The organism is Streptomyces lacaronensis (genome assembly GCF_047337785.1).
GTDB lineage: Bacteria > Actinomycetota > Actinomycetes > Streptomycetales > Streptomycetaceae > Streptomyces > Streptomyces lycopersici.
Map to the genome: position 1 here is coordinate 10,602,924 of NZ_JBLHDK010000003.1, position 22,446 is coordinate 10,625,369.

22 protein-coding genes and 2 pseudogenes are annotated in these 22,446 nt (G+C 71.6%); 10 read left to right on the forward strand and 14 right to left on the reverse strand.

All coding sequences use genetic code 11. The annotated features are described in order from the left end of the window. The first annotated feature begins 106 nt into the window (after nucleotides 1-106). Nucleotides 107-2,536 (forward strand): NB-ARC domain-containing protein, encoded by a 2,430-nt coding sequence (locus ACMTAK_RS45910; protein ID WP_413811641.1) that lies wholly within the window; start codon nucleotides 107-109, stop codon nucleotides 2,534-2,536. Between the two features lie 27 nt (nucleotides 2,537-2,563). Here the strand turns inward: ACMTAK_RS45910 and ACMTAK_RS45915 are convergent, their stop codons facing one another. From ACMTAK_RS45915 to ACMTAK_RS45925, 3 genes are all read right to left on the reverse strand, one after another. Next, nucleotides 2,564-4,048 (reverse strand): hypothetical protein, encoded by a 1,485-nt coding sequence (locus ACMTAK_RS45915; protein WP_413811642.1) that lies wholly within the window; start codon nucleotides 4,046-4,048, stop codon nucleotides 2,564-2,566. Nucleotides 4,049-4,560: 512 nt separating this feature from the next. Further along, entirely contained in the window at nucleotides 4,561-5,601 is a 1,041-nt protein-coding gene (locus ACMTAK_RS45920; RefSeq protein ID WP_413811643.1) for an SDR family oxidoreductase, read from the reverse strand. Next, complete coding sequence (locus ACMTAK_RS45925) at nucleotides 5,598-5,792, reverse strand: hypothetical protein (RefSeq protein WP_413811644.1); 195 nt, start codon at nucleotides 5,790-5,792, stop codon at nucleotides 5,598-5,600. The genes ACMTAK_RS45920 and ACMTAK_RS45925 overlap by 4 nt, the downstream gene beginning before the upstream one ends. On the opposite strand from ACMTAK_RS45925, the pseudogene ACMTAK_RS45930 reads away from it, so the two are divergent. The 7 genes and pseudogenes from ACMTAK_RS45930 to ACMTAK_RS45960 all read left to right on the forward strand — a co-directional run. After that, nucleotides 5,791-6,051: pseudogene (locus tag ACMTAK_RS45930) on the forward strand (trehalase-like domain-containing protein); the annotation flags it as partial. The gene ACMTAK_RS45925 and the pseudogene ACMTAK_RS45930 overlap by 2 nt on opposite strands. Before the next feature lie 37 nt (nucleotides 6,052-6,088). Further along, nucleotides 6,089-6,190: pseudogene (locus ACMTAK_RS45935) on the forward strand (ATP dependent DNA ligase); the annotation flags it as partial. A gap of 130 nt (nucleotides 6,191-6,320) precedes the next feature. Next, the gene (locus ACMTAK_RS45940; protein ID WP_413811645.1) at nucleotides 6,321-7,145 is read left to right on the forward strand and encodes a HipA family kinase; all 825 of its coding nucleotides are present in this window, start codon (nucleotides 6,321-6,323) and stop codon (nucleotides 7,143-7,145) included. Further along, entirely contained in the window at nucleotides 7,142-7,537 is a 396-nt protein-coding gene (locus ACMTAK_RS45945) for a DUF3037 domain-containing protein (protein ID WP_413811646.1), read from the forward strand. The genes ACMTAK_RS45940 and ACMTAK_RS45945 overlap by 4 nt, the downstream gene beginning before the upstream one ends. 158 nt (nucleotides 7,538-7,695) lie before the next feature. Continuing rightward, complete coding sequence (gene fabG / locus ACMTAK_RS45950) at nucleotides 7,696-8,457, forward strand: 3-oxoacyl-ACP reductase FabG (protein WP_020873750.1); 762 nt, start codon at nucleotides 7,696-7,698, stop codon at nucleotides 8,455-8,457. Nucleotides 8,458-8,475: 18 nt separating this feature from the next. Further along, nucleotides 8,476-9,237 (forward strand): SDR family oxidoreductase, encoded by a 762-nt coding sequence (locus tag ACMTAK_RS45955; RefSeq protein WP_413811647.1) that lies wholly within the window; start codon nucleotides 8,476-8,478, stop codon nucleotides 9,235-9,237. Between the two features lie 138 nt (nucleotides 9,238-9,375). Then, entirely contained in the window at nucleotides 9,376-10,056 is a 681-nt protein-coding gene (locus ACMTAK_RS45960) for a uracil-DNA glycosylase (RefSeq protein ID WP_413811648.1), read from the forward strand. Between the two features lie 7 nt (nucleotides 10,057-10,063). Here the strand turns inward: ACMTAK_RS45960 and ACMTAK_RS45965 are convergent, their stop codons facing one another. Next, the gene (locus ACMTAK_RS45965) at nucleotides 10,064-10,477 is read right to left on the reverse strand and encodes a DUF3224 domain-containing protein (RefSeq protein ID WP_413811649.1); all 414 of its coding nucleotides are present in this window, start codon (nucleotides 10,475-10,477) and stop codon (nucleotides 10,064-10,066) included. Nucleotides 10,478-10,572: 95 nt separating this feature from the next. Here ACMTAK_RS45965 and ACMTAK_RS45970 point away from each other — a divergent pair, with 95 nt between their 5' ends. Both ACMTAK_RS45970 and ACMTAK_RS45975 read left to right on the forward strand, forming a co-directional pair. Continuing rightward, entirely contained in the window at nucleotides 10,573-11,601 is a 1,029-nt protein-coding gene (locus ACMTAK_RS45970; protein WP_461773834.1) for a helix-turn-helix transcriptional regulator, read from the forward strand. Between the two features lie 218 nt (nucleotides 11,602-11,819). Then, on the forward strand, nucleotides 11,820-12,284 hold the full coding sequence (locus ACMTAK_RS45975; protein WP_413811651.1) for a hypothetical protein: 465 nt from the start codon (nucleotides 11,820-11,822) through the stop codon (nucleotides 12,282-12,284). An 8-nt stretch (nucleotides 12,285-12,292) separates the two neighbouring features. On the opposite strand, the gene ACMTAK_RS45980 is transcribed toward ACMTAK_RS45975, so the two are convergent. The 10 genes from ACMTAK_RS45980 to ACMTAK_RS46025 form a co-directional block, all read right to left on the reverse strand. Beyond that, entirely contained in the window at nucleotides 12,293-12,772 is a 480-nt protein-coding gene (locus tag ACMTAK_RS45980) for a MarR family winged helix-turn-helix transcriptional regulator (RefSeq protein ID WP_413811652.1), read from the reverse strand. Between the two features lie 9 nt (nucleotides 12,773-12,781). Then, the gene (locus tag ACMTAK_RS45985; RefSeq protein ID WP_413811653.1) at nucleotides 12,782-13,600 is read right to left on the reverse strand and encodes a maleate cis-trans isomerase family protein; all 819 of its coding nucleotides are present in this window, start codon (nucleotides 13,598-13,600) and stop codon (nucleotides 12,782-12,784) included. Between the two features lie 36 nt (nucleotides 13,601-13,636). Further along, nucleotides 13,637-14,488: an alpha/beta fold hydrolase gene (locus ACMTAK_RS45990; RefSeq protein WP_413811654.1), complete on the reverse strand. Its 852-nt coding sequence runs from the start codon at nucleotides 14,486-14,488 to the stop codon at nucleotides 13,637-13,639. Next, the gene (locus tag ACMTAK_RS45995; RefSeq protein ID WP_413811655.1) at nucleotides 14,485-15,192 is read right to left on the reverse strand and encodes an isochorismatase family protein; all 708 of its coding nucleotides are present in this window, start codon (nucleotides 15,190-15,192) and stop codon (nucleotides 14,485-14,487) included. The genes ACMTAK_RS45990 and ACMTAK_RS45995 overlap by 4 nt, the downstream gene beginning before the upstream one ends. Continuing rightward, nucleotides 15,189-15,830, reverse strand: coding sequence for an SRPBCC family protein (locus tag ACMTAK_RS46000; RefSeq protein WP_413811656.1), 642 nt, complete (start codon nucleotides 15,828-15,830; stop codon nucleotides 15,189-15,191). Before ACMTAK_RS46000 ends, ACMTAK_RS45995 begins: the two co-directional genes overlap by 4 nt. Next, on the reverse strand, nucleotides 15,821-16,360 hold the full coding sequence (locus tag ACMTAK_RS46005; RefSeq protein ID WP_413811657.1) for a (2Fe-2S)-binding protein: 540 nt from the start codon (nucleotides 16,358-16,360) through the stop codon (nucleotides 15,821-15,823). The genes ACMTAK_RS46000 and ACMTAK_RS46005 overlap by 10 nt, the downstream gene beginning before the upstream one ends. Further along, nucleotides 16,357-18,729 (reverse strand): xanthine dehydrogenase family protein molybdopterin-binding subunit, encoded by a 2,373-nt coding sequence (locus tag ACMTAK_RS46010; protein ID WP_413811658.1) that lies wholly within the window; start codon nucleotides 18,727-18,729, stop codon nucleotides 16,357-16,359. The genes ACMTAK_RS46005 and ACMTAK_RS46010 overlap by 4 nt, the downstream gene beginning before the upstream one ends. Beyond that, entirely contained in the window at nucleotides 18,726-19,574 is an 849-nt protein-coding gene (locus tag ACMTAK_RS46015) for an FAD binding domain-containing protein (RefSeq protein ID WP_413811659.1), read from the reverse strand. Before ACMTAK_RS46015 ends, ACMTAK_RS46010 begins: the two co-directional genes overlap by 4 nt. Nucleotides 19,575-19,650: 76 nt before the next feature. Next, entirely contained in the window at nucleotides 19,651-21,054 is a 1,404-nt protein-coding gene (locus ACMTAK_RS46020) for an MFS transporter (protein ID WP_413811660.1), read from the reverse strand. A gap of 116 nt (nucleotides 21,055-21,170) precedes the next feature. After that, nucleotides 21,171-22,442: an FAD-dependent oxidoreductase gene (locus ACMTAK_RS46025; RefSeq protein WP_413811661.1), complete on the reverse strand. Its 1,272-nt coding sequence runs from the start codon at nucleotides 22,440-22,442 to the stop codon at nucleotides 21,171-21,173. Nucleotides 22,443-22,446: the final 4 nt, after the last annotated feature.

Here is a 22,446-nt window from a genome sequence, read left to right on the forward strand (position 1 = left end):
CGCCAGGGTTCTGCGGACCAGCCGGCCGCGCAGGTCGGCCGGTTCCGGCCCCTCTTCCGGATCTCGTGGATACGATTTCGGGAAGGCCGAGTTGGGGGAGTGCTGGATGGAACCGTTGACGGGCATGGTGCTCTCAACCGTCGGTACGGTCGCTTCGGGCGCGCTGTCCGGGGCAGGCGGCGAGATGGGCAGACGGACCTCCGAAAGGCTCTACGGACTGCTGAGGCGAGCGCGTGCCGAGGACGCGGGGCCCACCGCCGACCCGGATGGGTGCGACGGGCACCACCTCACCCTGCCCATGAGCGAGTCGGAGCAGACCGCGGCCGCGCAGCGCCTTCTGGACGTCGCCCGCAGGTCACCCGAGTTCGCCCGCGAGGTGAGGGAGTGGGTGCGGGAGGCATCGTGGCTGGCCCCCCGCGCCGTGCCTGCCGTGGCGGACGACGCCTCCCGCCCCCAGATGCTGCCACCGGCCACCGCGGCGTTCACGGACCGGGAGGACGTGATCGCCGAGATCACGGCCCTGCTGGACGAGGCGGGCCGCCCGCCGGGTGCTCCAACGGTGGTCGCCCTCACCGGGCCCGGCGGCATGGGCAAGACCGCCACCGCCGTCCGGTGCGCCTACGAGCTGCGCGATCGATTCCCCGATGGGGTCCTCTTCGTCGATCTGGCCGGTGCGTCCGCCGGCACGGCGCTGTCGCCTTCCGATGTGCTGGCCCGGTTCCTGGAGCGGCTCGGGGTGCCACCGGCCATGGTGCCGGGTGATGAAGCACGCCAACGGGACCTGTATCGCGACTGCACGGCCGACCGGCGCCTGATCATCGTGCTGGACAACGTCCATGACGACGCACAGGCCATCGCGCTGCTGCCGGCCGCCCCGGAATGCCTCGTGATCGTGACGAGCCGGCACCGGCCGGGCCGGCTGGTGGCCGACCATGGGGCTCACCCGCTCACCTTGCGGCCGCTGTCCACCGTCGACTCCGTCCGTTTGCTGCGGCGCCTTGCCGAGCGCGGCCGGTCGGCGGCCGCCGACGCGGTCGTGCAGACGGTGGCGGAGGCCACCGGCGGGGTCCCGCTCGCGCTGTGCACCACGGGCGCCAGTCTCGCCGTCCGCGAACATCTGACCTGGGAACGCGCGGCGCGGCAACTATCCGACCGGATCCACGGCCCCGACCAGGGACACGCCGCCATGCATGACGCGGAGCACCATGCCTCGGGCGCACCCGTCGACCCTGTCCGGCTGGTGCAGGAGGTCACGTACGGTGAACTGACGCCCGAGTGCGCCGCGTTCTACCGCGCGATCGCCGTGTGGGCCTGGCCGACCGTGACCGTCCTGTGTGCCGCGCACTGTGCCGATGTCCCGGTGGACCGGGCGCGGGAGATGCTGGAGGAGCTCGCCCGGGTCCACCTGCTGGAGGAAGTCGACGAGGAACGCTACCGCTTCCACGACCTGACGCGGGCCCACGCGCGTGGGCGGGCGATCGAGGAAGACGGGCACGGCCGCATGGCCGCCGCCGTGCGACGGACGACCGTCGCGCACCTACGGTTCGCGGCGGAGGCCGACTTCCGGGTGATGCCGCTGCGTTGGCGGCTCGGCCCTGCCTATCGGGGGCTCCGTCTGCCGGAAGAGCGCGATCCGGCGGACGGCAAACGCGCGCTGGCAAGCCTGCGCCGCGAGCGTGAGAATCTCGCGGCCGTCATCCATGCCGCCGCGCACCACGGCTTCGACGACCTCGTCTGGCAACTGTGCGAGGCGATGTGGGGGCTGCATCTGCTCCTTGGATTCCACGCGCAGTGGATCGACACACACCTGCTCGGGGTCGACGCGGCCCGGCGCAGCGCGGCGGACTTCGGTGACCCGCGCGCCCAGGGTCGGATGCTGACGCAACTCGCCTTCGGCTACATGGGCCTCGGCCGGGGCGACGATGCCGCGACGGCGCTCGCACGGGCCGCGGCGGCGGACCGCGACTGCGGGCACCACCGCGGACAGGCGACCGCCGTCGAGGCGCTGGGGCTCCTCCACCGCAAGCAGTGGGAGTACGCGGAGGCCCAGGAGTGCTTCGAGGAGGCACAGCGGATTCTCGGGCGCATCCCGGAGGGCGGCGACGGCTGGAAGGACGTGCCCCGCGCCACGGCCATCCTCGAACACCACATAGGCCGCACCCAGGCCCTGCAGCGAGACGTCGCCCCCGCCTTCGCCCGGCTGAACAACGCGCTGGCACTGTTCCGCCGACTACCCGGCGGCGACCCGTACAACGAGGGCCGCGTCTACATGAGTCCGGGCGAGGCGCACCTGGACGCGGGAGACACGGATCTGGCGCTCGTCTGCCTGGACCAGGCCGTCAAGGTCATGGAGACGGCGGGGGCGGGGCTGCAACTGGCCGACGCCACCGAACTGCGGGCCCGCTGTCATCGCCTCGCCGGCCGTCCCGGCCAGGAGGCGGAGGAATTGCGCACCGCCGCTGCGTACTACGAGGACAACGGCGACCGGGCCGGTCAGGACAGGGTCCGGGCGCGGCTGGGCGAACTCGGGGCATGACGTCCCGGAATACGGCGCGGGGACGGGTCACGCCGAAGGCGTCCTGACGCGTTCGATGGTGACCCGGTGTGCCGTGGAGCCGGTGCGTACGGTGAGCACAGGAGCGGCCTGCTCCAGCGTCCGCCCGCTCACGATCCAGGCGTAGAGAGCCGAGGCGTAGGCGGCCGGATCGCACAGGTCGGGTCGTCCGTCCGGACCGGCGGCGGCGGACAGCCGCACCAGTTCCCCGGTGCGGGTGCCCACGACGCAGCGGTCCGGGCCGTCGATGTAGGCGGCGAGCCCGCAGTGCGGATACCACGCGAGCGCTTCCGAGGTCCAGGCGCCGGCCGGTCCGAGCCGAGGGTCGTCGTGGGCCGCGTGCCGGACGACGATGTCCGCGATCCGCAGCCGCCCGCTCTCCCGTGTCTCCTCGTCGACCACCGTATGGACGCTGTCGTCCTCGTGCGTCAGGCTCTCGTACGGGTCGGGCTCGTCGCCGGCGACGCAGTGGCGCACCACTCCGACCTCCGGTGGATCGGTCGTGACCGTCCGCGTGAGCACGCGGACCGGCACGGTCCGGTGGGCGGGCAGGTAGGGCGGCAGCGGCAGTGGGTCCAGCAGGGCAGAGCGGCCTTCGGGCTCCGAGGCGCCCATGAGGTCGTAGAACAGGCGCCGAAGGAGCGCGGCCGACTCTCCCGGCGACGAACTGGCCTGCTCCGCCAGCTCCTTGTACCGGTTCCGTTCGTGGCACTGGATGGCCCGGTCGATCTGTGCGCGCAGGCTTTCGCCGCGTACCAGGAGCGGGGCGGTCCGCCCGAGGGCGGCGACCGGGGAGAGCGGGTCCAGATCCTCCTGGGGAAACGCGCCGAGGAGGACGGGTCTGCCGATGGACGCCGCGTAGTACGTGACGCTGGAATGATCGCCCAGGACGCAGTCGGCCGCGATCAGCGCCTGTCTCCATCCGTCGAGTGGCGGGATCGCCTCCAGACCGGCCCGGCGAGCGGTGTCGAGCCAGGCGCGGACCTGTCCGGGACCATGGCCGTGCCAGATGTTCGGATGCAGGACGGCGGTGATCCGGTACTCGTCGGCCGGCAGTTCCGTGGCCAGGCTGGACAACAGCCAAGGCAGCACATCGTCCGTGTCCGCCCCGCCGGCCGCCGCCCCTCCGGTTCCTCCGGCCTCGGCACCGCCACCGAACAGCGAACGCGTCGCCCAGGTCGAGCTGACGACGATCAGCCGCTGCCCCGGTCCCACGCCCAGGGCCCGGCGGAAGCGGTCACGCTGAGGAAGAGCGGCGAGGATGCGGTCGAAACACGGATCCCCCGCGAGCACGGCGGTGGGAACGACCTCCGGGCAGGAGGTACGCAGCCGCTCCACCTGCTCGGGGTGCGACAGGACGGTGGCGGTTGCCAGCGGACTCCCGTCCTCCAGCAGCCATTCCGGCGACAGCCCGAAGACCGGCGTTGGGCGTTGGGCGTTGGGCGTTCGGCGTTCGGCGTTCGGCGTTCGGCGTTCGGCGTTCGGCGTTGCCAACCTCTTATTGTAGCCGATCCCGTGCGACAATACGGCCAATTTCGCCTGTATTTGACTCAGTTCACCGCCATAGCTCGCGGCCACCGCCAAGTCGAACGTCGTGTCCTTGGCCTGCGTCCAGGGGAGTATCGGCAGCCCTGCCCCCGCCAAGAGCTCGGGCACCCCGGCCAGGAACGGGGAAGACCCGGTGCATGTGGCGAACAGCTGCACACGGATATCGTCGTGGAACAGGGGAAGCACATCCAACAGGCGTGTCGCAGACGTCACGTTGTGTACGACGAGCAAGACCCGTCGGCAGCCCGCACGAGTGACCCACCGCCCGGCGTCCTCGCCCACTGGTACCCGCACCCGTGCCGCCGCCCCACCCGTCACCACCGTTGGCCCGTTTCCCCTTGACTGGATCGAATCCGCCTCACCTGGCGTTTGGCCAGATGCTATCCAGACGTCACAGGGCTCGAACACAGTGCATAGCGATCGGAGGGCAGGCTCGCTCTCTCACTTCCGCCCGCGGTTCAGTTCCCTGCGCGCCGTACGGCCAGTGCGCATGCGACGGCCCCGGCGGCCGCTCCGGCGGCCGCCAGCAGCCCGTGGTGCTGGGAGGCCCACAGCTGGACGCTGTGGGTCGTTGCCTGGTCGTCGAAGGCCCCGTGCGTTCCGTGGTCGCGGCCGTCGGTGTCGTCGGCGGGGGCCCAGAGGTTCGTCGGCTGGTCCGGGTCGCGCGGCCGGTCCGTCTGCTGGGAGGAGTAGCCGGTGCGGGCGAGGTACCGGTCGAGCAGCCCCGCGGCGAACTTGTTCCCGATCAGTGTCGCGGCGGTCGAGCCACTCACCCAGTACTCACGTCGTCTCGGGTGATCGGCTGCGTACAGGATCCCCTTCGCGGCGACGTCCGGCTGGTAGATCGGCGGCATGGGCTGGGGGTGCCGGGGCAGCCGGGAGAGCACCCAGCTGAACTGGGGCGTGTTGACGCCGGGCAGGTGCACCATGGTGACCCGTACCCGGCTGTGATCGTGCAGGAGCTCGCAGCGCAGGGATTCGTGGAAGCCCTGGATGGCGTGTTTGGCCGCGCAGTAGGCGGCCTGCAGGGGGATGCCGCGATGAGCGAGGGCGGAGCCGACCTGCACGATGGTGCCGCGGTCCCTGGGCACCATGCGGCGCAGGGCCGCCTGGGTGCCATGGACGAATCCCAGGTACGTCACGCGGGTGACCCGCTCGAACTCTTCCGCCTCGATCTCCTGGACGGGTGCGAAGACCGTGGTGAAGGCGGCGTTCACCCAGACGTCGATCGGCCCCAGTTCCTGTTCCACCCGAGTGGCCGCGGCGTCGACGGCCGCGGCGTCGGAGACGTCGACGCTGATGGGCAGCGCATGGCCACCGGCCGACCGCACCTCGTCCGCGGCCGCTTCCAGCCCGCGAGCGCCCCGTGCCAGCAGGGCGACCGCGGCGCCCCGGGCGGCGAAGGCGTGAGCGGTCGCGCGGCCGATGCCGGCACTGGCACCGGTCACGACGACGATCTGACGCCCGTGAGCCCCCGGCCGTTCGCCCGATTCGTTCACCGTGCCCGTGCCCGTGCCCGTGCCCCGGCCCTGCCCTCCGTCATCCCGGGAGAAACGGCCAGGTACAGCCCGGCCAGGAGGGTCGGCACCGCCACGGCCCGGGCCTGTGGAGCCGTGGCCGCCCGCTCGTAGCGGGCCCTGAGGTCCATCAGCTCAGGGAGTTCTTCGACGCGGGAGCCATGAGTGGTCATGGTGACGAACCTCCTTTCGACGACACCTGCACCGGGTTGCCCACGGCGAGGGGGCTCAATCATCGTGGCTGTGCCCAAAGCGGGAAGAGGAGGTGATCGCCCGGCCGGGACCGCCCCCGTACGGCATGCTCGCCGGGCTTCTCCTGCTGATCGCGGCGCCGCCCTGGTGGGGCCGCGCGGCGAGATGGTGTGGCTGTGCGCACCCCGTTGGAACAGCGACGCGGTGTTCTCGACCCTGATCGGCGGACCGGGGGAGTACCTCCTGGGTCCCGAGGACCACCGGAACGTCTGGCCCCGGAGCCCACTGGGCCCGGCCGGAACTGGTCGCCGAGATCGCTTTCACGGAGTGGACCCGCGACGGACGCCTGCGCCATCCCCGCTGCAAGGGTGCCCGCCGCACGGCTGTCCCGCTCCGCGGTGAGGGCCGGTGCTCCCCCAGATGGTGCGACCACGGCGGGAGTGGCTGCCACTCTGCTGCGTGGGACAGATCGTGGATTGCAAGGTCAGTAAGTCGGATAGCCTGAGAAAATGTTGACCGAAGTCACCGCGATCCGGTACGTCACGCCCTTGCGTGAGGGCGGATCGCTGCCGGGCATCGTCGAGGCCGACGATTTGGGCACCTACGTCATGAAGTTCACCGGCGCCGGGCAGGGCCGCAAGACCCTCGTCGCCGAGGTCGTCTGTGGTCAGCTGGGCCGCCGGCTGGGGCTGCGGGTGCCGGATCTGGTGCGGATCCAGCTGGACCCGGTGATCGGTCTGAGCGAACCGGACCAGGAGGTGCAGGAGCTGCTCAAGGCCAGTGGCGGGCTCAACCTGGGCATGGACTACCTCCCCGGGTCGCTCGGCTTCGATCCGCTCGCCTTCGAGGTGGGCGCGGAGGAGGCCGGGCGGGTCGTGTGGTTCGACGCGCTCATCGGCAATGTGGACCGCTCCTGGCGCAACCCCAACATGCTGGTGTGGCACGGGCGGTTGTGGCTCATCGACCACGGCGCCACGATGATCTGGCACCACGGCTGGCGCGGGCTGGACAAGGCCGCCACCAAGCCGTACGACGCCTCCGACCACGTCCTCGCGCCGTTCGCACCGGACGTCGCCGCGGCCGGCCGGGCCCTGGCGCCGCGGATCACCGAGGAGCTGCTCACCGAGGTGGTGGCGGACGTCCCCGACGAATGGCTGACCGACGAGCCGGGCTTCGACGGCCCGGACGCGGTGCGCCGCGCCTATGTCGAGGTGCTGCTGGAGCGGGCGGCCACGGTGGGGCAGAGGATCACGCTCGGGGAGCGCGCCGGTGAGGGGCCGTCCAAGGCCCCCGAGTGGCTGCGGGTGTGGGTCGACGGAAAGGCGTCGCAGTGAGCGGGTTCCACAACGGCCGGGATGTCTTCGAATACGCCGTGCTGCGGGTCGTGCCCCGGGTCGAGCGGGGTGAGCAGATCAACGCGGGTGTGGTCGTCTACTGCCGCGCCACCTCCTTCGTGGCGGCCCGGATCCATCTGGACGAGGACCGGCTGCGCGCCCTGGACCCCTCGGCGGACGTGCCCGCGGTACGGGCCGCGCTGCGCGCGGTCGAGTGTGTCTGCTGTGGGGGAGAACGGGCCGGTCAGGCGGCCGGGGAGGACGCGGGACGGCGCTTCCGCTGGCTCGTGGCGCCGCGCTCCACGGTCGTCCAGCCGGGGCCGGTGCACACGGGTCTGACGGCGGACGCGGAGGCGGAGGTCGAGCGGTTGCTCGACCTGCTGGTGCGGTGACGCATCGGCTCAAAGCGCGCGGAGGTGAGCGAGCACATACGGGTGGTCGTTGACAGGCGGTGGCGGGCCTCATAGCGTCTCGTGCGCAGGAGAGACTAAGCGGTTGCTCACTCCCGGGGCCGGGACGGTGAGCCGCCATCGATGCGAGGAGAACCCGCATGTCCACCACCGAGCAGCGCGTTGCCATCGTGACCGGCGCGGCCCGCGGCATCGGCGCGGCGACCGCCGTGCGCCTGGCCGAGGAGGGCCGCGTCGTCGCCGTGCTCGACCTCGACGAGGGGGCCTGTGCGGCCACCGTGGAGAAGATCACCGAGGCGGGCGGCAAGGCCATCGCCGTGGGCTGCGATGTGTCGGACGCCGAGCAGGTCGAGGCCGCCGTCGCGCGTGTCGCCGAGGAGCTCGGCGCGCCGACGATCCTCGTCAACAACGCGGGTGTGCTCCGCGACAATCTGCTGTTCAAGATGAGCGAGTCCGACTGGGACACCGTGCTGAACGTGCATCTGCGGGGCGCGTTCCTGATGTCGCGCGCCTGCCAGAAGCACATGGTGGACGCGGGCTTCGGCCGGATCGTCAACCTCTCCAGCAGCTCGGCGCTGGGCAACCGCGGCCAGGTCAACTACTCCGCGGCCAAGGCCGGAATGCAGGGCTTCACCAAGACCCTCGCCATCGAGCTCGGCAAGTTCGGCGTCACCGCCAACGCCGTGGCGCCCGGCTTCATCGCCACCGACATGACCGCCGCGACCGCCGAGCGCGTCGGCATGGGCTTCGAGGACTTCCAGAAGGCGGCCGCGAGCCAGATCCCGGTGCAGCGCGTCGGGGAGCCCGCCGACATCGCCAACGCGATCGCCTTCTTCACCGGCGAGGCGGCCGGTTTCGTCTCCGGCCAGGTCATGTACGTGGCCGGCGGCCCGCTCAACTGATCAGGAGTCACGCACCACATGACCGCGCAGATAGAGGAGAGCGGCAAGGCCGCGCTCATCACCGGGGCGAGCCGGGGGATCGGCTACGCCATAGCCGAGGCGATGGTGGCCCGTGGCGACAAGGTGTGCATCACCGGGCGCAACGAGGACGCGCTCAAGGAGGCCGTGGAGCGGCTCGGGGCCGACCGTGCGATCTACGTCGCCGGGAAGGCCCATGACCAGGCGCACCAGGCGGCCGCCGTCGAGCGGACGATGGAGGCGTTCGGCCGGGTCGACCACCTGGTGAACAACGCCGGCACCAACCCGGTCTACTCGCCCATCGCCGATCTCGACCTCGATGTGCTCCGTAAGGTCTTCGAGACCAATGTCGTCTCGGCACTGGGTTTCGCCCAGCGGACCTGGAAGGCCTGGCAGCAGGAGAACGGCGGCACCATCGTCAACATCGCCTCGCTCGCCGGGATGTCGTCCTCGCCGTTCATCGCGGCGTACGGCGTCAGCAAGGCCGCCATGATCAACCTCACGGTGCAGCTCGCCCAGGAGTTCGCCCCGCGGGTGCGGGTCAACGCCATCTCCCCGGCGGTGGTGAAGACCAAGTTCGCCACCGCCCTGTACGAGGGGCGGGAGGACGAGGCCGCGGCGGCCTACCCGCTGAAGCGGCTCGGCGTGCCGGAGGACATCGGGGGCGCGGCCGCGTTCCTCACCTCCGACCAGTCGGCGTGGGTCACCGGCCAGACGCTCGTGGTGGACGGCGGCATCCTCCTGGGCGCCGGGCTCGGCTGACCAGCGCCCGGTCCGGGGCCGCGCCGCCCTGGTCCGGCCCGCGCCGCTGGGGCGGCCCGGGCGCGTGTGAGGCGTTGTCAGTGGCCGCCGGTAGGTTCTGTGCCCGTAAGACGGAAACACCGACCGGAGGTTGAAGACGTGCCCTATGTGCTGCCCGAGTCCTGGCGCGGGGTCCTCGGCGAGGAGCTGGAGAAGCCCTATTTCAAGGAGCTCACCGAGTTCGTCGAGGAGGAGCGGGCCAAGGGGCCGGTGTACCCACCGCGCGAGGAGGTGTTCGCCGCTCTGGAGGCCACGCCGTTCGACCAGGTGAAGGTGCTCGTCCTCGGGCAGGACCCGTACCACGGCGAGGGCCAGGGCCACGGTCTGTGCTTCTCGGTGCGGCCGGGCGTCAAAACCCCGCCGTCGCTGCGGAACATCTTCAAGGAGATGAAGGACGAGCTCGGCCACCCGGTGCCCGACAACGGCTATCTGATGCCCTGGGCCGAGCAGGGTGTGCTGCTGCTCAACGCGGTACTGACGGTCCGGGGCGGCGAGGCCAACTCCCACAAGAGCAAGGGGTGGGAGAAGTTCACCGACGCGGTGATCCGCGCGGTGGCCTCGCGCCCCGATCCGGCCGTCTTCGTGCTCTGGGGGAACTACGCCCAGAAGAAGCTGCCGCTCATCGACGCGTCGCGGCACGCGGTGGTGAAGGGGGCGCACCCGTCCCCGCTGTCGGCGAAGAAGTTCTTCGGGTCGCGCCCCTTCACCCAGATCGACGAGGCGGTCAAGGCCCAGGGCCACACCCCGATCGACTGGCGGATCCCGGACCTCGGCGCCTGACCGGACCCTAGAGCGTGTAGTCGAAGCTGTAGGGGATCTCGGACTCCCCCTGGACGGCGGAGAAGGTGCCCGATCCGGTGAGCCCGGTCAGCTCGCCGGTGCCGGATCCGGGCACCACCTCGAAGGTGCAGCGGACGGTGGCGTCCGCGCCCCAGCTGCCGTGCTGCACCACGACGAAGCTGCCCGCACGCCCGTCCAGGGTGCCGGTCAGCAGCTCGTAGCCGCAGCAGACGCCGGTCTTGTCGGACAGATAGGTGATGGCGTACTGACAGCTGGTCCGCGGTGCCTCGATGCCGCCCGAGAAGGCGTTCGTGACCACGGCCCGGGCCAGCTTGGCGCCGCCCTCGGCGCCCTCGGTCTCATCCAGGGCGCTCTCCTGCCAGTCGGCGTAGGTGAAGTGGCCGGTGGTGTGCGTGGTCATGAGGGGTCCTTTCCGGGGCCGGGATCGGCTGCGAACGCCACTCTGGCCGCCGTACCTGACATCTTCTGTCAGGTACGGCGCCCACAATGGACCGCATGCGCGCCGACCGCCTTCTCTCACTGCTCCTGCTGCTGCAGAACCGGGGCCGGATGACCGCGCCCGAGCTCGCCGCCGAGCTGGAGGTCTCGGTGCGCACCGTCTACCGCGATGTGGAGGCGCTGAGCGCCTCCGGGGTGCCGGTCTACGCCGACCGGGGCCCGGCCGGGGGCTTTCGGCTGCTCGACGGCTACCGCACCCGGCTGACCGGGTTCACCGGCGACGAGGCCGACTCGCTCTTCCTCGCCGGGATGCCGGGCCCGGCCGCCGAGCTGGGGCTGGGCGCCGACCTCACCACGGCCCAGCTCAAGCTGCGGGCCGCGCTCCCGGCCGAGCTGGGGGAGCGGTCCCGGCGGATCCAGGAGCGCTTCCACCTCGACGCGCCGGGCTGGTTCCGGGACGCCGAGCCGGTGCCCCATCTGGCGGCGGCCGCCGAGGCCGTATGGGAGCGGCGCGTCCTGCGGGTGCACTACCGCCGCTGGCGCGGCGAGGTGCGGCGCGAGCTGTGCCCGCTGGGCCTCGTCCTCAAGGGCGGCATCTGGTACCTGGTGGCGAGGGTCGAGGATTCCGTACGCAGCTACCGGGTGTCGCGGATCCTCGACGCCGAGGTGCTGGAGGAGGTCTTCGAGCGGCCCGCCGGATTCGACCTCGCCGCCTCCTGGGCGGAGTCGTCCCGTCGGCTGGAGTCCATGCGCTTCCAGGGCGAGGCCGAACTTCTGCTCTCCGAGCGCGGGGCGAAGCTGCTCCCGATGCAGTTCGGGGCGGTGGGCGCGGAGGCGGTGGCCACGGCGGGCCCGCCCGACGACCAGGGGCGACGGCGTGTCGTCCTCCCCGTGGAGTCGCTCCCGGTCGCGGTCCACGACATGCTGCGGCTGGGCACCGACGCCGAGGTGCTGGGCCCGCCCGAGCTGCGGGCGGCCGTCGCCCGCGCCGTCGCCGAACTGGTCCGCCGCTACGGCGCGCCGGGCGATACCCCAGATGCCCCGCCGCGCCACGACACGCCGGGCGGCGCCGGTGCGAGCGGCTAGGGTCTGTCGTCAAAGGGGCGCCCGGCCGCGAGCAGGGGGCACCTCCCAGCGGTAGCTGGGGGAGTCTGGTGCCGGTCGATCGCAAGGCGGAGCGTCGCCCTCGTACCGGGCGTACTCGGGTGATGCGACAACGCGGCGAGCGGCCGTGCCAGGCGTCGGGAGCAGGGCGCCCCCTTTGACGACAGACCCTGGCGTCGTCCGAAAGACGGGAGGCGGCGATGGCGGAAGCGCGGCAGCAGGCGCCGGAGGGCGATGTCGTACTGACCCGGATCGGGCAGGCGGTCATGCTGCACCGGGGCGGCGACCGGGAGGAGGCGCGCAATCGCCTCGCCGCGCTGTGGCGGGAGATCGAACGGGACGGCGCCCCGTTCCACCGCTGCGCCCTCGCCCACTATCTGGCCGACACCCAGGACGACCCGCTCGACGAGCTGATCTGGGACCTGCGGGCGCTCGCCGCCGCCGACGGACTCACCGGAGCCCTGGCGCCGCGGGCGTTCCTGCCCTCCCTCCACCTCAATGTGGCCGCGGGGCATCTGAAGCTGGGCCAGGAGGAGGCGGCCCGGGGTCAGCTGGCACTGGCACGCGAGGCCGCCGGCGCACTCGGCGAGGATCCGTACGGCGACGGGGTGCGGGCGGCCATCCTGCGGCTGACGCTGGTCCTGGAGGGCGCCGTCGAGGACTGAAGGTCCGGCTAAGCCGCCTCCGCCAGCTCCTCCCAGCGGTCGGCGAGCGCCTTCAGCTCGACGACGAACCGTTCACGTTCCGCCTCGTCGAAGGACTCCAGGAGGATCTTGTCGAGCCTGCGCGCCCGGTGGTTCGCCTCCTGAAGGGCCTCTTTGCCCGCGTCCGTCAGATAGAGCAGTTTGCGGCGGCCGTCGGCGGCCGCGGTCTTCCGGGCGAGCAGACCACGGTTCTCCAGCCGGCGAGCCACATCGGCCATGGTGGAGGTGTCCAGGGCGACGGCGGCGGCCATGGAACGCTGGTCCTGGCCGGGATGGGCTTCCACGGTCTGCAGCACCGCGAACTGAGGGCCGGTGAGGACTGGGTCCACCTCCCGTGCCCACACGGCGAGATACGCCTGGTAGAGACGGCGGACCTGATAGCCGGGCGCGGCTGTCAGGGCAGTGGGGGCCTCCGGCCCGGTTTGGGCGGGCGGGGTGGGATCAGTCATAGAACCTACTTAAGCACGCACGGTTGACGCCGAGGGACATCGGGGGCGGACGCCGGCGCCGCTCCCGGCAGGGCGGAAGACCTGGCCGCCGAGCAGACTTCCGGCGTCGGGCACGACGGGCGGCAGCCCGAGCTCCGTCAGGATGCGGAACGCGGTGGAGGTGGCCGCCGACAGCACGGGCAGCCCCGCCTCGTCTTCTACGGGCTGGATCGACGCCAGCGACGGCATCTGCACGCAGGCCGACAGCACCAGCGCGTCGGCCCGGCTCAGGTTCAGGCGGCGCCAGTGGTGGCGTAGATCGGCGGGGTCCAGACGGGCCACCGCCAGATTGTCCGGGACTTCGAGGCTGAGCGCGTCGACCACCTCGATCCCGGCGTCCTCGATGTAGTCGACCACCTTGGCGGTGAGCTCCTTCATATACGGCGTGATGATCGCGACCCGGCGGGCGCCGAGCGCCTCGACGCCGCTGAGCAGGGCGCCGGCGCTGGAGACCACGGGCGCCCGGGATCCCTCGGCCCGCAGCGCGGAGGTGATGCCGGCCTCCGCCACACAGTGGTGTCCCGGCCCCTGCGCCATGATGGCGACCAGGCAGGCGGTGGCGACGACGTCGGGCCGCGCGTCGGCCAGTTCCAGGGCGGCCCGCTGGGTCTGCGCGTTCATATCGCGCAGCTCGTCCGGGGTGACGTGCTTCATCCGCATCCGGCTGCTGTGGAAGACGAAGCGGTCGTCGGCCGCGATGGAGTGCCGCGCGTTGAGCATCCGGGGAAGCTCGGTCTCCATCGTCAGATTGGAGCTGGGCACGATCAGCCCGATGTGATGGTCTGCCATGGGGGTGTTCCTCCGAAACGGGGCAGCGGGCACCGGTCAGGCGGCCGGGGAGAGGATGGTCCGCAGCGCCTCGCGGAGCGTCGCGGTGGCGATTGCCGGGGCGTCCCAGAAGATCATGTGGCCGGCGCCGGGAATCTTGTGCAGTGGCGCCGGCGGGTTGCTCTCGGCGGCCTCCCGCGCTCCCTCCGCCGTCACGACGGGACTGTCGGCTCCGTAGAGCAGGTGGGCCGGTCCGGACACCCGGGGCCACCAGTCGAAGAAGTCCTCGTGTTCGAAGCCGTGGTGCGTGGCCACGATGGCCTCCTCGGCGCAACTGGACAGCCAGCGGGCCCGCAGTTCCTGTTCCCGCCGCGGCCAGGTGGGCCAGGAGACGGCCACCTCGTCGGCGTCCGTTCCGCGCCGGGCCTCGGAGAGTTGCCGCAGGAACACCTCCCGGGGGGTGGGGTAGGGGCCGCGATCCGGGCCGCTCATCGGCGGATCGGCCAGCACGGTGCCGCGCAGGGGCACCTTGGCGCGCACCGCGACGGCCGTCGCGATCCGCGCGCCCATCGAGTGGCCCAGGAGCAGCGGATGGTCGAGGCCGAGGTGGGTGATGAGGGCTTCGGTGTCCTCGGCGTACTCCTCGAGCCCGTAGCCGTCGCCCTCGTCGGACAGACCCCGGCCGCGTACGTCCAGTACCACCGGCCTGACCAGGTCGGTCAGTTCGCGGGCCACGAAGTCCATGGTGACCGCGGGACTGGTGATACCGGGCAGGACGACCAGCGGCGGCAGGTCGCCGCCGTAGTCGAGGGCGTGCAGCCGCACCCCTCCGGAGCGCGCCCACCGGCTCGTGGCCGGCACATCGGCCAGATCGGCGAGCGCGCTCTGCAGGACCGAACGCGGTGTCATGTGCTGTCTCCTCGTCGATGGGAACGCCGGGCCGCTCGGGGCGCCGCCGGGGCGGGAACGGAGGTGATGTAGCCGACGGCGTCCTCGAGGGTGACGACGTCGCCGTACTTGGCCTGGATGTCGAAGAGCGCCGCGTCCGCCGGCCCCTCGGCCCGGTCGCCCACGCAGGCACGGGGCACCAGCACCGGGAAGCCCGACTGGACGGCGTCGACCGCGGTGGCCCGCACACAGCCGCTCGTGGTGGCGCCGCACACCACGACAGTGTCGCGGCCCAGGCCGGTCAGGGTCGCGGCGAGGCTCGTGCCGAAGAAGGCCGAGGCCCCCTTCTTCACCACCAGCTGATCGTGTCCCGGCCGCATGGGCAGCCGCGGGTCGATGGCCACGGCATCGCTGCCCTCGACCAAGGCGCGCAGACCGGGAGCCTTGCGCAGCCAGGCGACCGCGTCACCGGACGCCTCGGCCTCGGTGTAGGCGATCGCGGTGAAGATCACCGGCACATCCGCGGGCCGGGCCGCCTCGATCAGGCGCGTGGTGGCGGCCACGACCTCGGAGAGATCGGCACCCGAGGGATACGAGTCCTCGGTGAAACCCCGGGTCAGGTCCACCACGACGATCGCCGGACGGCTGCCGCGCCGCACCGCGGCACCGAAGCCGGCCCGCTGGTAGGTGCGGTTGGTGGTGAGGCCGTACAGTCCGCCGCTCATCGGCGCCTCCCCAGCAGCCAGCCCTGAGAGAGCCCGAACAGGAACGCGGCCGCGACCGGGCCGTACTTCTTCAGCAGCGGGCCCGCGATCAGCACCATTCCGTTGAGCTCACCGGGCACCTCGGCGGGCGCGCCTGCCGCGGGACTGGACGCGGCGGGCGCCGCGCCGGAGGCGGGGGACGCCTCCGCGCCGTCCTGCTGAAGGAGGAGGTTGCCGAGGTTCTGGGCGAACTGCTGGAGGATCCTGTCGGACACGGCCCCGATGGCTCCCTTGCCGAACTGGGCGATCTTGCCCCGGATCACCAGGTCGGTGGAGAGGTTCAGCTGGGCGCCGTCCTCGGCCGGGACGACCTCCAGGGAGACCTCGGCCTCGGCGTCGCCGCTGCCGTGGGTGTCGGCGCCGCTGGCGTGGACACGCAGCCTCCGCTTCTCGGCGTCGACCTCCAGGAAGCGCACGGTGCCGGCGTAGGCGGCCGAGATCGGGCCCACCTTGATCTTCACCGCGCCACGCCAGGCGTCGCCGTCACGGCCTTCGAGAGCGGCGCCGGGCATACAGGACGCCACCCTTTGGACGTCGCCGAGCAGCGCGAACACCGCGTCGGGCCCGGCTTGGACGGAGACGGTATTGATCAGTTGCATGAGTCCTCCTCGGCGCCCATGGCCCGCTGGGAGCGCCGGGCGGTCGCGCAGGCGTCGATCGCCTCGACGATGGTCTGGTAGCCGGTGCACCGGCACAGGTTCGCGGCGACGACCTCCCGGATGTCCTCCTTGGTCGCCTCCGGCCGCTCCGCGAGGAAGCCCTGGGCCAGCATCAGGAAGCCGGGGGTGCAGAAGCCGCACTGCAGGCCGTGGTGGGCGGTGAAGGCCCGCTGGAGATCGCTGAGCTCGCCGGTGCCGGAGTCGGCGAGGGATTCGACGGTGGTGATCCGCGCTCCCTCCGCCTGGGCGGCGAACATCAGACAGGCCCGGACCGGGAGCCCGTCGACGAGCACGGTGCAGGCGCCGCAGATCCCGTGCTCGCAGCCGACGTGGGTGCCGGTCAGCCGCAGATCGTGGCGGAGCACATCCACCAGGGTGCGGCGCGGCGCCGTGATCACCTCGTAGGACGTGCCGTTGACGTCGAGCGTGATGAGCTGGACGTCGTCGCCGAGGCCGGTGGTGTCGTTCATGGTGTCTGCTCCGGTGTGCGGGGGGTCAGGGCACGGTGGACCGTCTCCGGGGTGATGGGCGTGTTGTCCAGTTCGACGCCGGTGGGCCGCAGTGCGTCGTTGACGGCGTTGAGTACGGCGGCGGGGGCCCCGATGGTGCCGCCCTCGCCGGCGCCCTTGGCTCCCGTCGCGGTGAAGGCGCAAGGGGTCTCCAGATGGTGGATCACCACCTCCGGGATCTCATGGGCGGTGGGCACCTTGTAGTCCATGAAGCTGGTGGCCGACGGTTCGCCCTGGGCGTCGTAGGTGATCTGCTCGAAGAGCGCCCCCGAGATGCCCTGCGCGATGCCGCCCCGGCACTGCCCCTCCACCACCTGCGGATTGACGGCGACGCCGCAGTCCTCGACGCAGAAGTAGGCGAGGATTTCCACCTGCCCGGTCCCCCCGTGCAGTTCCACCACCACCCCGTGGGTGGCATTGGAGAAGGTGCCGTCGTTGTGGACGTCGAAGACGGCGGTGGCGGTGAGGCCCGGGTCGATGTCCTTGGGCAGCAGATGTGCCTTGAGATAGGCGGTGTCGGCCAGGTGCTCGTAGGTGAGTGCGACATCCGGGTCGTCGCGTCGGCGGACCCGGCCCCGGTCCAGTTCGGTCTCCTCCGGGGGGATGCCCCACTCGTCGGCGGCGATGGCGCGAAGCTTGTCGCCGAGCTTGCCCGCCGCCAGACGTACGGCACTGCCGCCGACCGCGATCGAGCGGCTGGCGAAGGTGCCCCAGCCGTAGGTGATGCGGTCGGTGTCGCCCTGGTGAAGTTTGACCTTGGCGATGTCGAGGCCGAGCGTATCCGCGACGATCTGCGCCATGGTCGTCTCATGGCTCTGCCCGTGGCTGATGGTGCCGGTGGTGGCGGTGACCGCGCCGCTGGTGTCCATGCGGACCTCGGCGAGGTCGAACCCGGGCACGACCTCCATCTTGCGTTGGGCGAAGGCGGCGGAGCCGTAGCCGGTGCGCTCGCTGAAGCAGCTGTAGCCGATCCCGATGTGCCGGCCCTCGGCCGTGGCCGCGGCCTGCCGGTCGTACCAGCCCGCCTCGTGCACTGCCCGCTCGCACAGGTCGAGGGATTCCAGATAGGAGCCGGGGTCGTAGGTGATGTTGTTGACGCCGGTGTACGGGAAGTCGGTGATGACGTTGCGGCGCCGGATCTCCACCGGGTCCAGGCGCAGTTCGCGGGCGGCGCGCTCCATGAGCCGCTCGATGGCCATGACGTAACTCGGGCGGCTCACGCCCCGGTAGGGGGCGGTGGGCGCCTTGTTGGTGGTGATCGCCCGGCCGCGCACCCGGTAGGCGGGGACCTTGTAGACGCCGGGCATCTCGGCGGAGGCCATCAGCGGCTCGATACCGGCGGTGAACGGATAGCAGGAGTAGGCGCCCATGTCGCACACCACGTCCGCGTCGAGGCCGAGGATCCGGCCGTCGGTGTCGAAGGCGGCGCGTGCGGTGTAGTGCTGTTCCCGGGCGAGGAACGAGGCGGACAGGGCGTCCTTGCGGTCCTCGATCCACTTGACGGGCCGGCCGAGCCGCAGCGCGGCCGCCGCGGTGGCGATCTCCTCGCGGCCGACCACGCACTTGAGGCCGAAACCGCCACCCATGTCCGGGACGATCACGCGCACCGCGCGCTCGTCCAGCCGCAGGCAGCGGGAGGCCACGGTCCGCACCTGATGCGGGGTCTGGGTGCAGGTGTGCAGCACGAGCTGCTCCTCCCGGGCGTCCCACTGCGCCACCGCGCCACGCGTCTCCAGCGGCAGGGCGTTCTGCCGGCCGGTTCGCACATCGACGTGGACCACGCAGGGAGCCTGGTCGAAGGTCTCGTCGATCCCCTCGGTGGCGAACAGGCCGACGTCGACCAGGGTGTTGTCGGCGGCCTCCGCATGCACCCGCGGAGCGCCTGGGGCAAGGGCCTGTTCCTCGCGGGTGATGGGCGGGAGGGGCGCGTACGTCACCTTGGCGGCCTCCAGGCCGTCCTCGGCGAGGTAGGGGTCGCGGGCGACGACCACGGCGACGGGCTCGCCGACATAGCGGACCCGGTCGCGGGCGAGGACGGGCATGGCGGTCGGTACGAACTCCGAGAGCGGGCGGTCGAGTTGGGCGGTGATGTCACCCAGCTCCAGGTCGGCGGCGGTGAACGCGGCGACGACACCCGGGAGCTGACGCACTCGCGCCAGATCGATCTCGGTGATCGTCCCATGAGCGACCGTGCTGCGGACGAACTGCGCGTGCAGCATGCCGGGCAGCTCGATGTCGTCGACGAAACGGCCACGTCCGGACAGCAGCCGGGGATCCTCCCGGCGCGCCACCGACCTGCCGACCAGCCGGTCGTCCCTGGCGGACGTCATCGTGACATCGCCTCCTCACAGGCTCGCTCGATCAGATCGCGGATGAGGTGCTTGCGGTAGTCGCCGCTGCCGTGTCCGTCACTCGGCGGATCCACGGCGGAGGCCGCCGCCTCCGCGCAGTCCCGGAACGAGCCGCCGGCCGCCAGCACGGCCTCCGCCTCGGGCACGCGTACCGGCATCGCGGCGACACCGCCCAGAGCCACCCGGCCGCCGCGGACGTCCTCGCCGTCGGCCGCCAGATCGACCGCGGCGGAGACGATGGCGAAGTCCCCACGACGCTCGGCGAACTCGGTGAGCGCCGCGTGCGGCGCGGGGCGGGGGAAGACGATCTCCACGAGGATCTCGTCGGGGTCCAGGGCGGTGGTGTAGTAGCCGAAGAAGAACTCACCGGCCGGGATGCGACGCCGCCCGCGCGGGCCGTGGGCCACGAATGCGGCGTCGAGCAGCACGGCCAGCAGACACCACTCGGCGGTCGAGTCGGCGTGCGCGATACTGCCGCCCACGGTGCCGCGGGTCCGGATCGGCAGATGGCCGATCCATCGCATGGCGTCGCGGATGACCTCGAAACCCGCCCCGAGCCGGTCCGCGGGCGCGGTCTCCACCGTGTGATGGGTGGTGAGCGCCCCGATGTGCAGCCCGCCGTCGGCCTCGACCCCGAGGTGGTCGAGTTCGCGCAGGCCGGCGATGTCGACCAGGTGCCCCGGGCGGGCCAGCCGGAAGTTCATCATCGCGACCAGGCTCTGGCCGCCGGCGATGACCTTGGCTTCGTCGGACAGTTCGGCCAGGAGTGCCGTGGCGCCCTCGACGTCGCGCGCTCGGTGGTACTGGAAGGGAGCGGGCTTCATGTTTCTCCTGTCGTTTTCGAAGGCCGGTCCGGGCGGTCCGGTTCCGCCCGGGCGGTCCGGTCGGGCGGGCTATCCCTCAGCGCACCGGCTGACCGACGGCCGGCTCCGGGGACGCGGGGGCGGGCACCGCGGTCGGGTCGTCCTCGTCGAGGTCGCGTCCCTTTGTCTCGGGCGCAGCGAACGCCGTCCAGACGACGGCCCCCAGGACGGCCGCGGCCAGCACCCCGAAGGTCAGCGGCAGCCCCAGCAGCGGCCACATCACCGAGCCGAACAGCATCGGGGCGAAGCCGGTGAGCGCCCGGCTGAACGAGGACGCCCAGCCGAAACCGCTGGCCCGCAGCGTTGTCGGGTAGAGCTCGGAGGCGTAGGCGTACATGGCGGGGATGGTCAGCTGCATCAGGAAGCCGAAGACGCCGATGGCCACGATGGAACCCGTCGGCATGCGCATCACCAGCGCGAACACCACCAGTGCGAGCGAGGCGACCGGGGCCGAGACCCCTATGAGCCACTTCCGGCCGACCGCGTCCACCAGCACCGTGGAGGTCAGGACGCCGACGATGCCGACCGCGCTCATCAGCGTGGTGCTCATGAAGGCGGCCGTGTCGCCGAGGCCCTCCTCCTTGAGGATGGACGGCAGCCAGCTCAGGGCCGCGTAGTACACCAGCATGACGGTGGCGAACAGCAGCCAGGCGGCGGAGGTGATGCGCGGGCTGAACTTCCTGACCGCGCGCAGCTGTTCGAGCGCGGCGCGGGGGCCGTACCCGCCGGCCTCGGGCACCGGGGCGGGAATGACGTACGGCTCGACGGGCGCACCCGTGCGGGCGACCAGATCGTCGATGACGGCCCGCGCCTCGGCCTCCCTGCCCTTCTTGCTGAGGTAGACGGGCGACTCCGGCACACCCCTCCGCACCCAGAACAGCAGCAGCGCCGGAACGCTCATCACGCTGAGCATCCACCGCCAGTTGCCTTCGAGGGACAGCATGGCCGTCGAGACCAGACCGCACAGGGTCACGCCGATCGGCCACCAGGCGTCCAGCGCGGTCAGTACGCGTCCGCGGTACTTCGTCGGGGAGAACTCCGCCACCAGGGCGTAGTCGACGGGAACACAACCGCCCAGTCCGACACCCGCGATGAAGCGCAGGGCGAGGAAGATCCCGTAGTTCGGGGCCAGGGCACCGGCCACCGAGAACACCGCGAAGATCAGCAAGGTGACGCTGAAGGACTTCTTGCGTCCGATGCGGTCGGCGATCGCGCCCCAGGTCACCGCGCCCACGGCCATGCCCACCAGGTTGGCGGTGGCCACCAGACCTCGCTGGGAGAGGGAGAGGTGGAAGTGGTCGCCCAACAGCGGCATCAGGAAGCCGTTGAGGGCGATGTCATAGGCGTCGAAGAGGTAGCCGAGGCCGCCGATGATGAAGATCCTGCCCTGGACCCCCCATCTCCATGGGAGGTCCTGGACGATGTGGTCGCCTGTTTTCACTGTCGCTCCACGGGGTGTTCGGGGATGTGCCCGCGCGGGGCGACACCGAGGTGGATGAGCGGGAAGCGGCCCCGAAGGGGGCGGGTGATGAGCGGGAGAGGGAGGGGAGGGTCCGGTCAGCGGGCGAAGCGGTAGTCGAAGGCGCCCAGGTCCGGGTCGTCGAGCGGGCTGCCGCTCCACAGCCAGTGGTAGGAGACGTCGGATTCGCCGTCGAAGCCGCGCCGCAGCAGGGCGTCCCTGGCCTCCTGCTGCGGGCCGTCGGGATAGTGGTAGAAGGTCTTGTTCTGCAGTGAGGCGTCCTGGACCATGCCGGCGTGCTTGGCTCGCCGGTCCACGTAGCGTCGTAGCGCGCCCTCGACGCCGTCGGCGTTGACACGGCCCAGTTCCTCGGCCAGTACGGCGGCGTCCTCCATGGCCTGGGAGGCGCCCTGGGCCTGGTAGGGCAGCATGGCGTGGCAGGCGTCGCCCAGGAGGGCCATCCGGCCGTCCATCCAGACCGGGTCGCGCCGGCGGTGGTAGAGGGCGAAGGAGAGCACGTCCTCCTTGGCCTTGGACAGCATCGCCGCCACCCGATCGTCCCAGCCCTCGTAGGCGTTCACCAGGTCTTCCGCGGTGGCCGAGCCGGTCCATTTCTCGGCGATCTCGTCCGTGCACGGGACGCAGCCGACGACGTTGAGGTACTCGCCGCCACGGATCATGTAGTGGACCAGGTGCCGGTCGGGGCCGTACCAGATGGTGCTCTGGAAGCGGTCCATCAAGAAGCGCGTGGCCGGGTCGGCGGCGATGAGGTCGCCGGGGACGAGGGCCCGGAAGGCCATCTCGCCGGAGAACAGCAGGGTGTCCGGGAGGCCCATGAGGTCACGGACCCGGGAACGGATGCCGTCGGCGCCGATCAGCACGTCGGCCTCGAAGCGCCGGCCGTCATCGGTCACGGCCGCGGGGCGGCGGGGGTCGCTACGGTCCAGTGCGCCGACCCGGCTGGAGGTGTGCAGTGCGACCACCGGGCCTGGGCCGGTCGGATCGACGCAGGCATCGGTGAGGACACCGTGCAGATCGGCCCGGTGGTAGTGCCAGTACGGCGCGTTGTACTGCTGCTTGCAGTGGTCACCGAGCTGGGTCAGCCCGATGACGCTGCCGTCCTTCCACCGGCGCCGCACCTGGTCCTGGGGCTCGGTGCGGATGGCCTCCAGTTGCCTGCGCAGCCCCAGCCCGAGCAGGACCCGGCTCGCGTTGGGCGCTGTTTGGATACCCGCGCCGATCTCGCCGAACCGCGGTGCCTGCTCCAGCACGGTCACGTGATGCCCGCGCTGCCGCAGCGACAGCGCGGCGGTCATTCCGCCGAGCCCGCCGCCGACGATGACGACGTCGAGGGATTGGGTGGATGCCATCTTC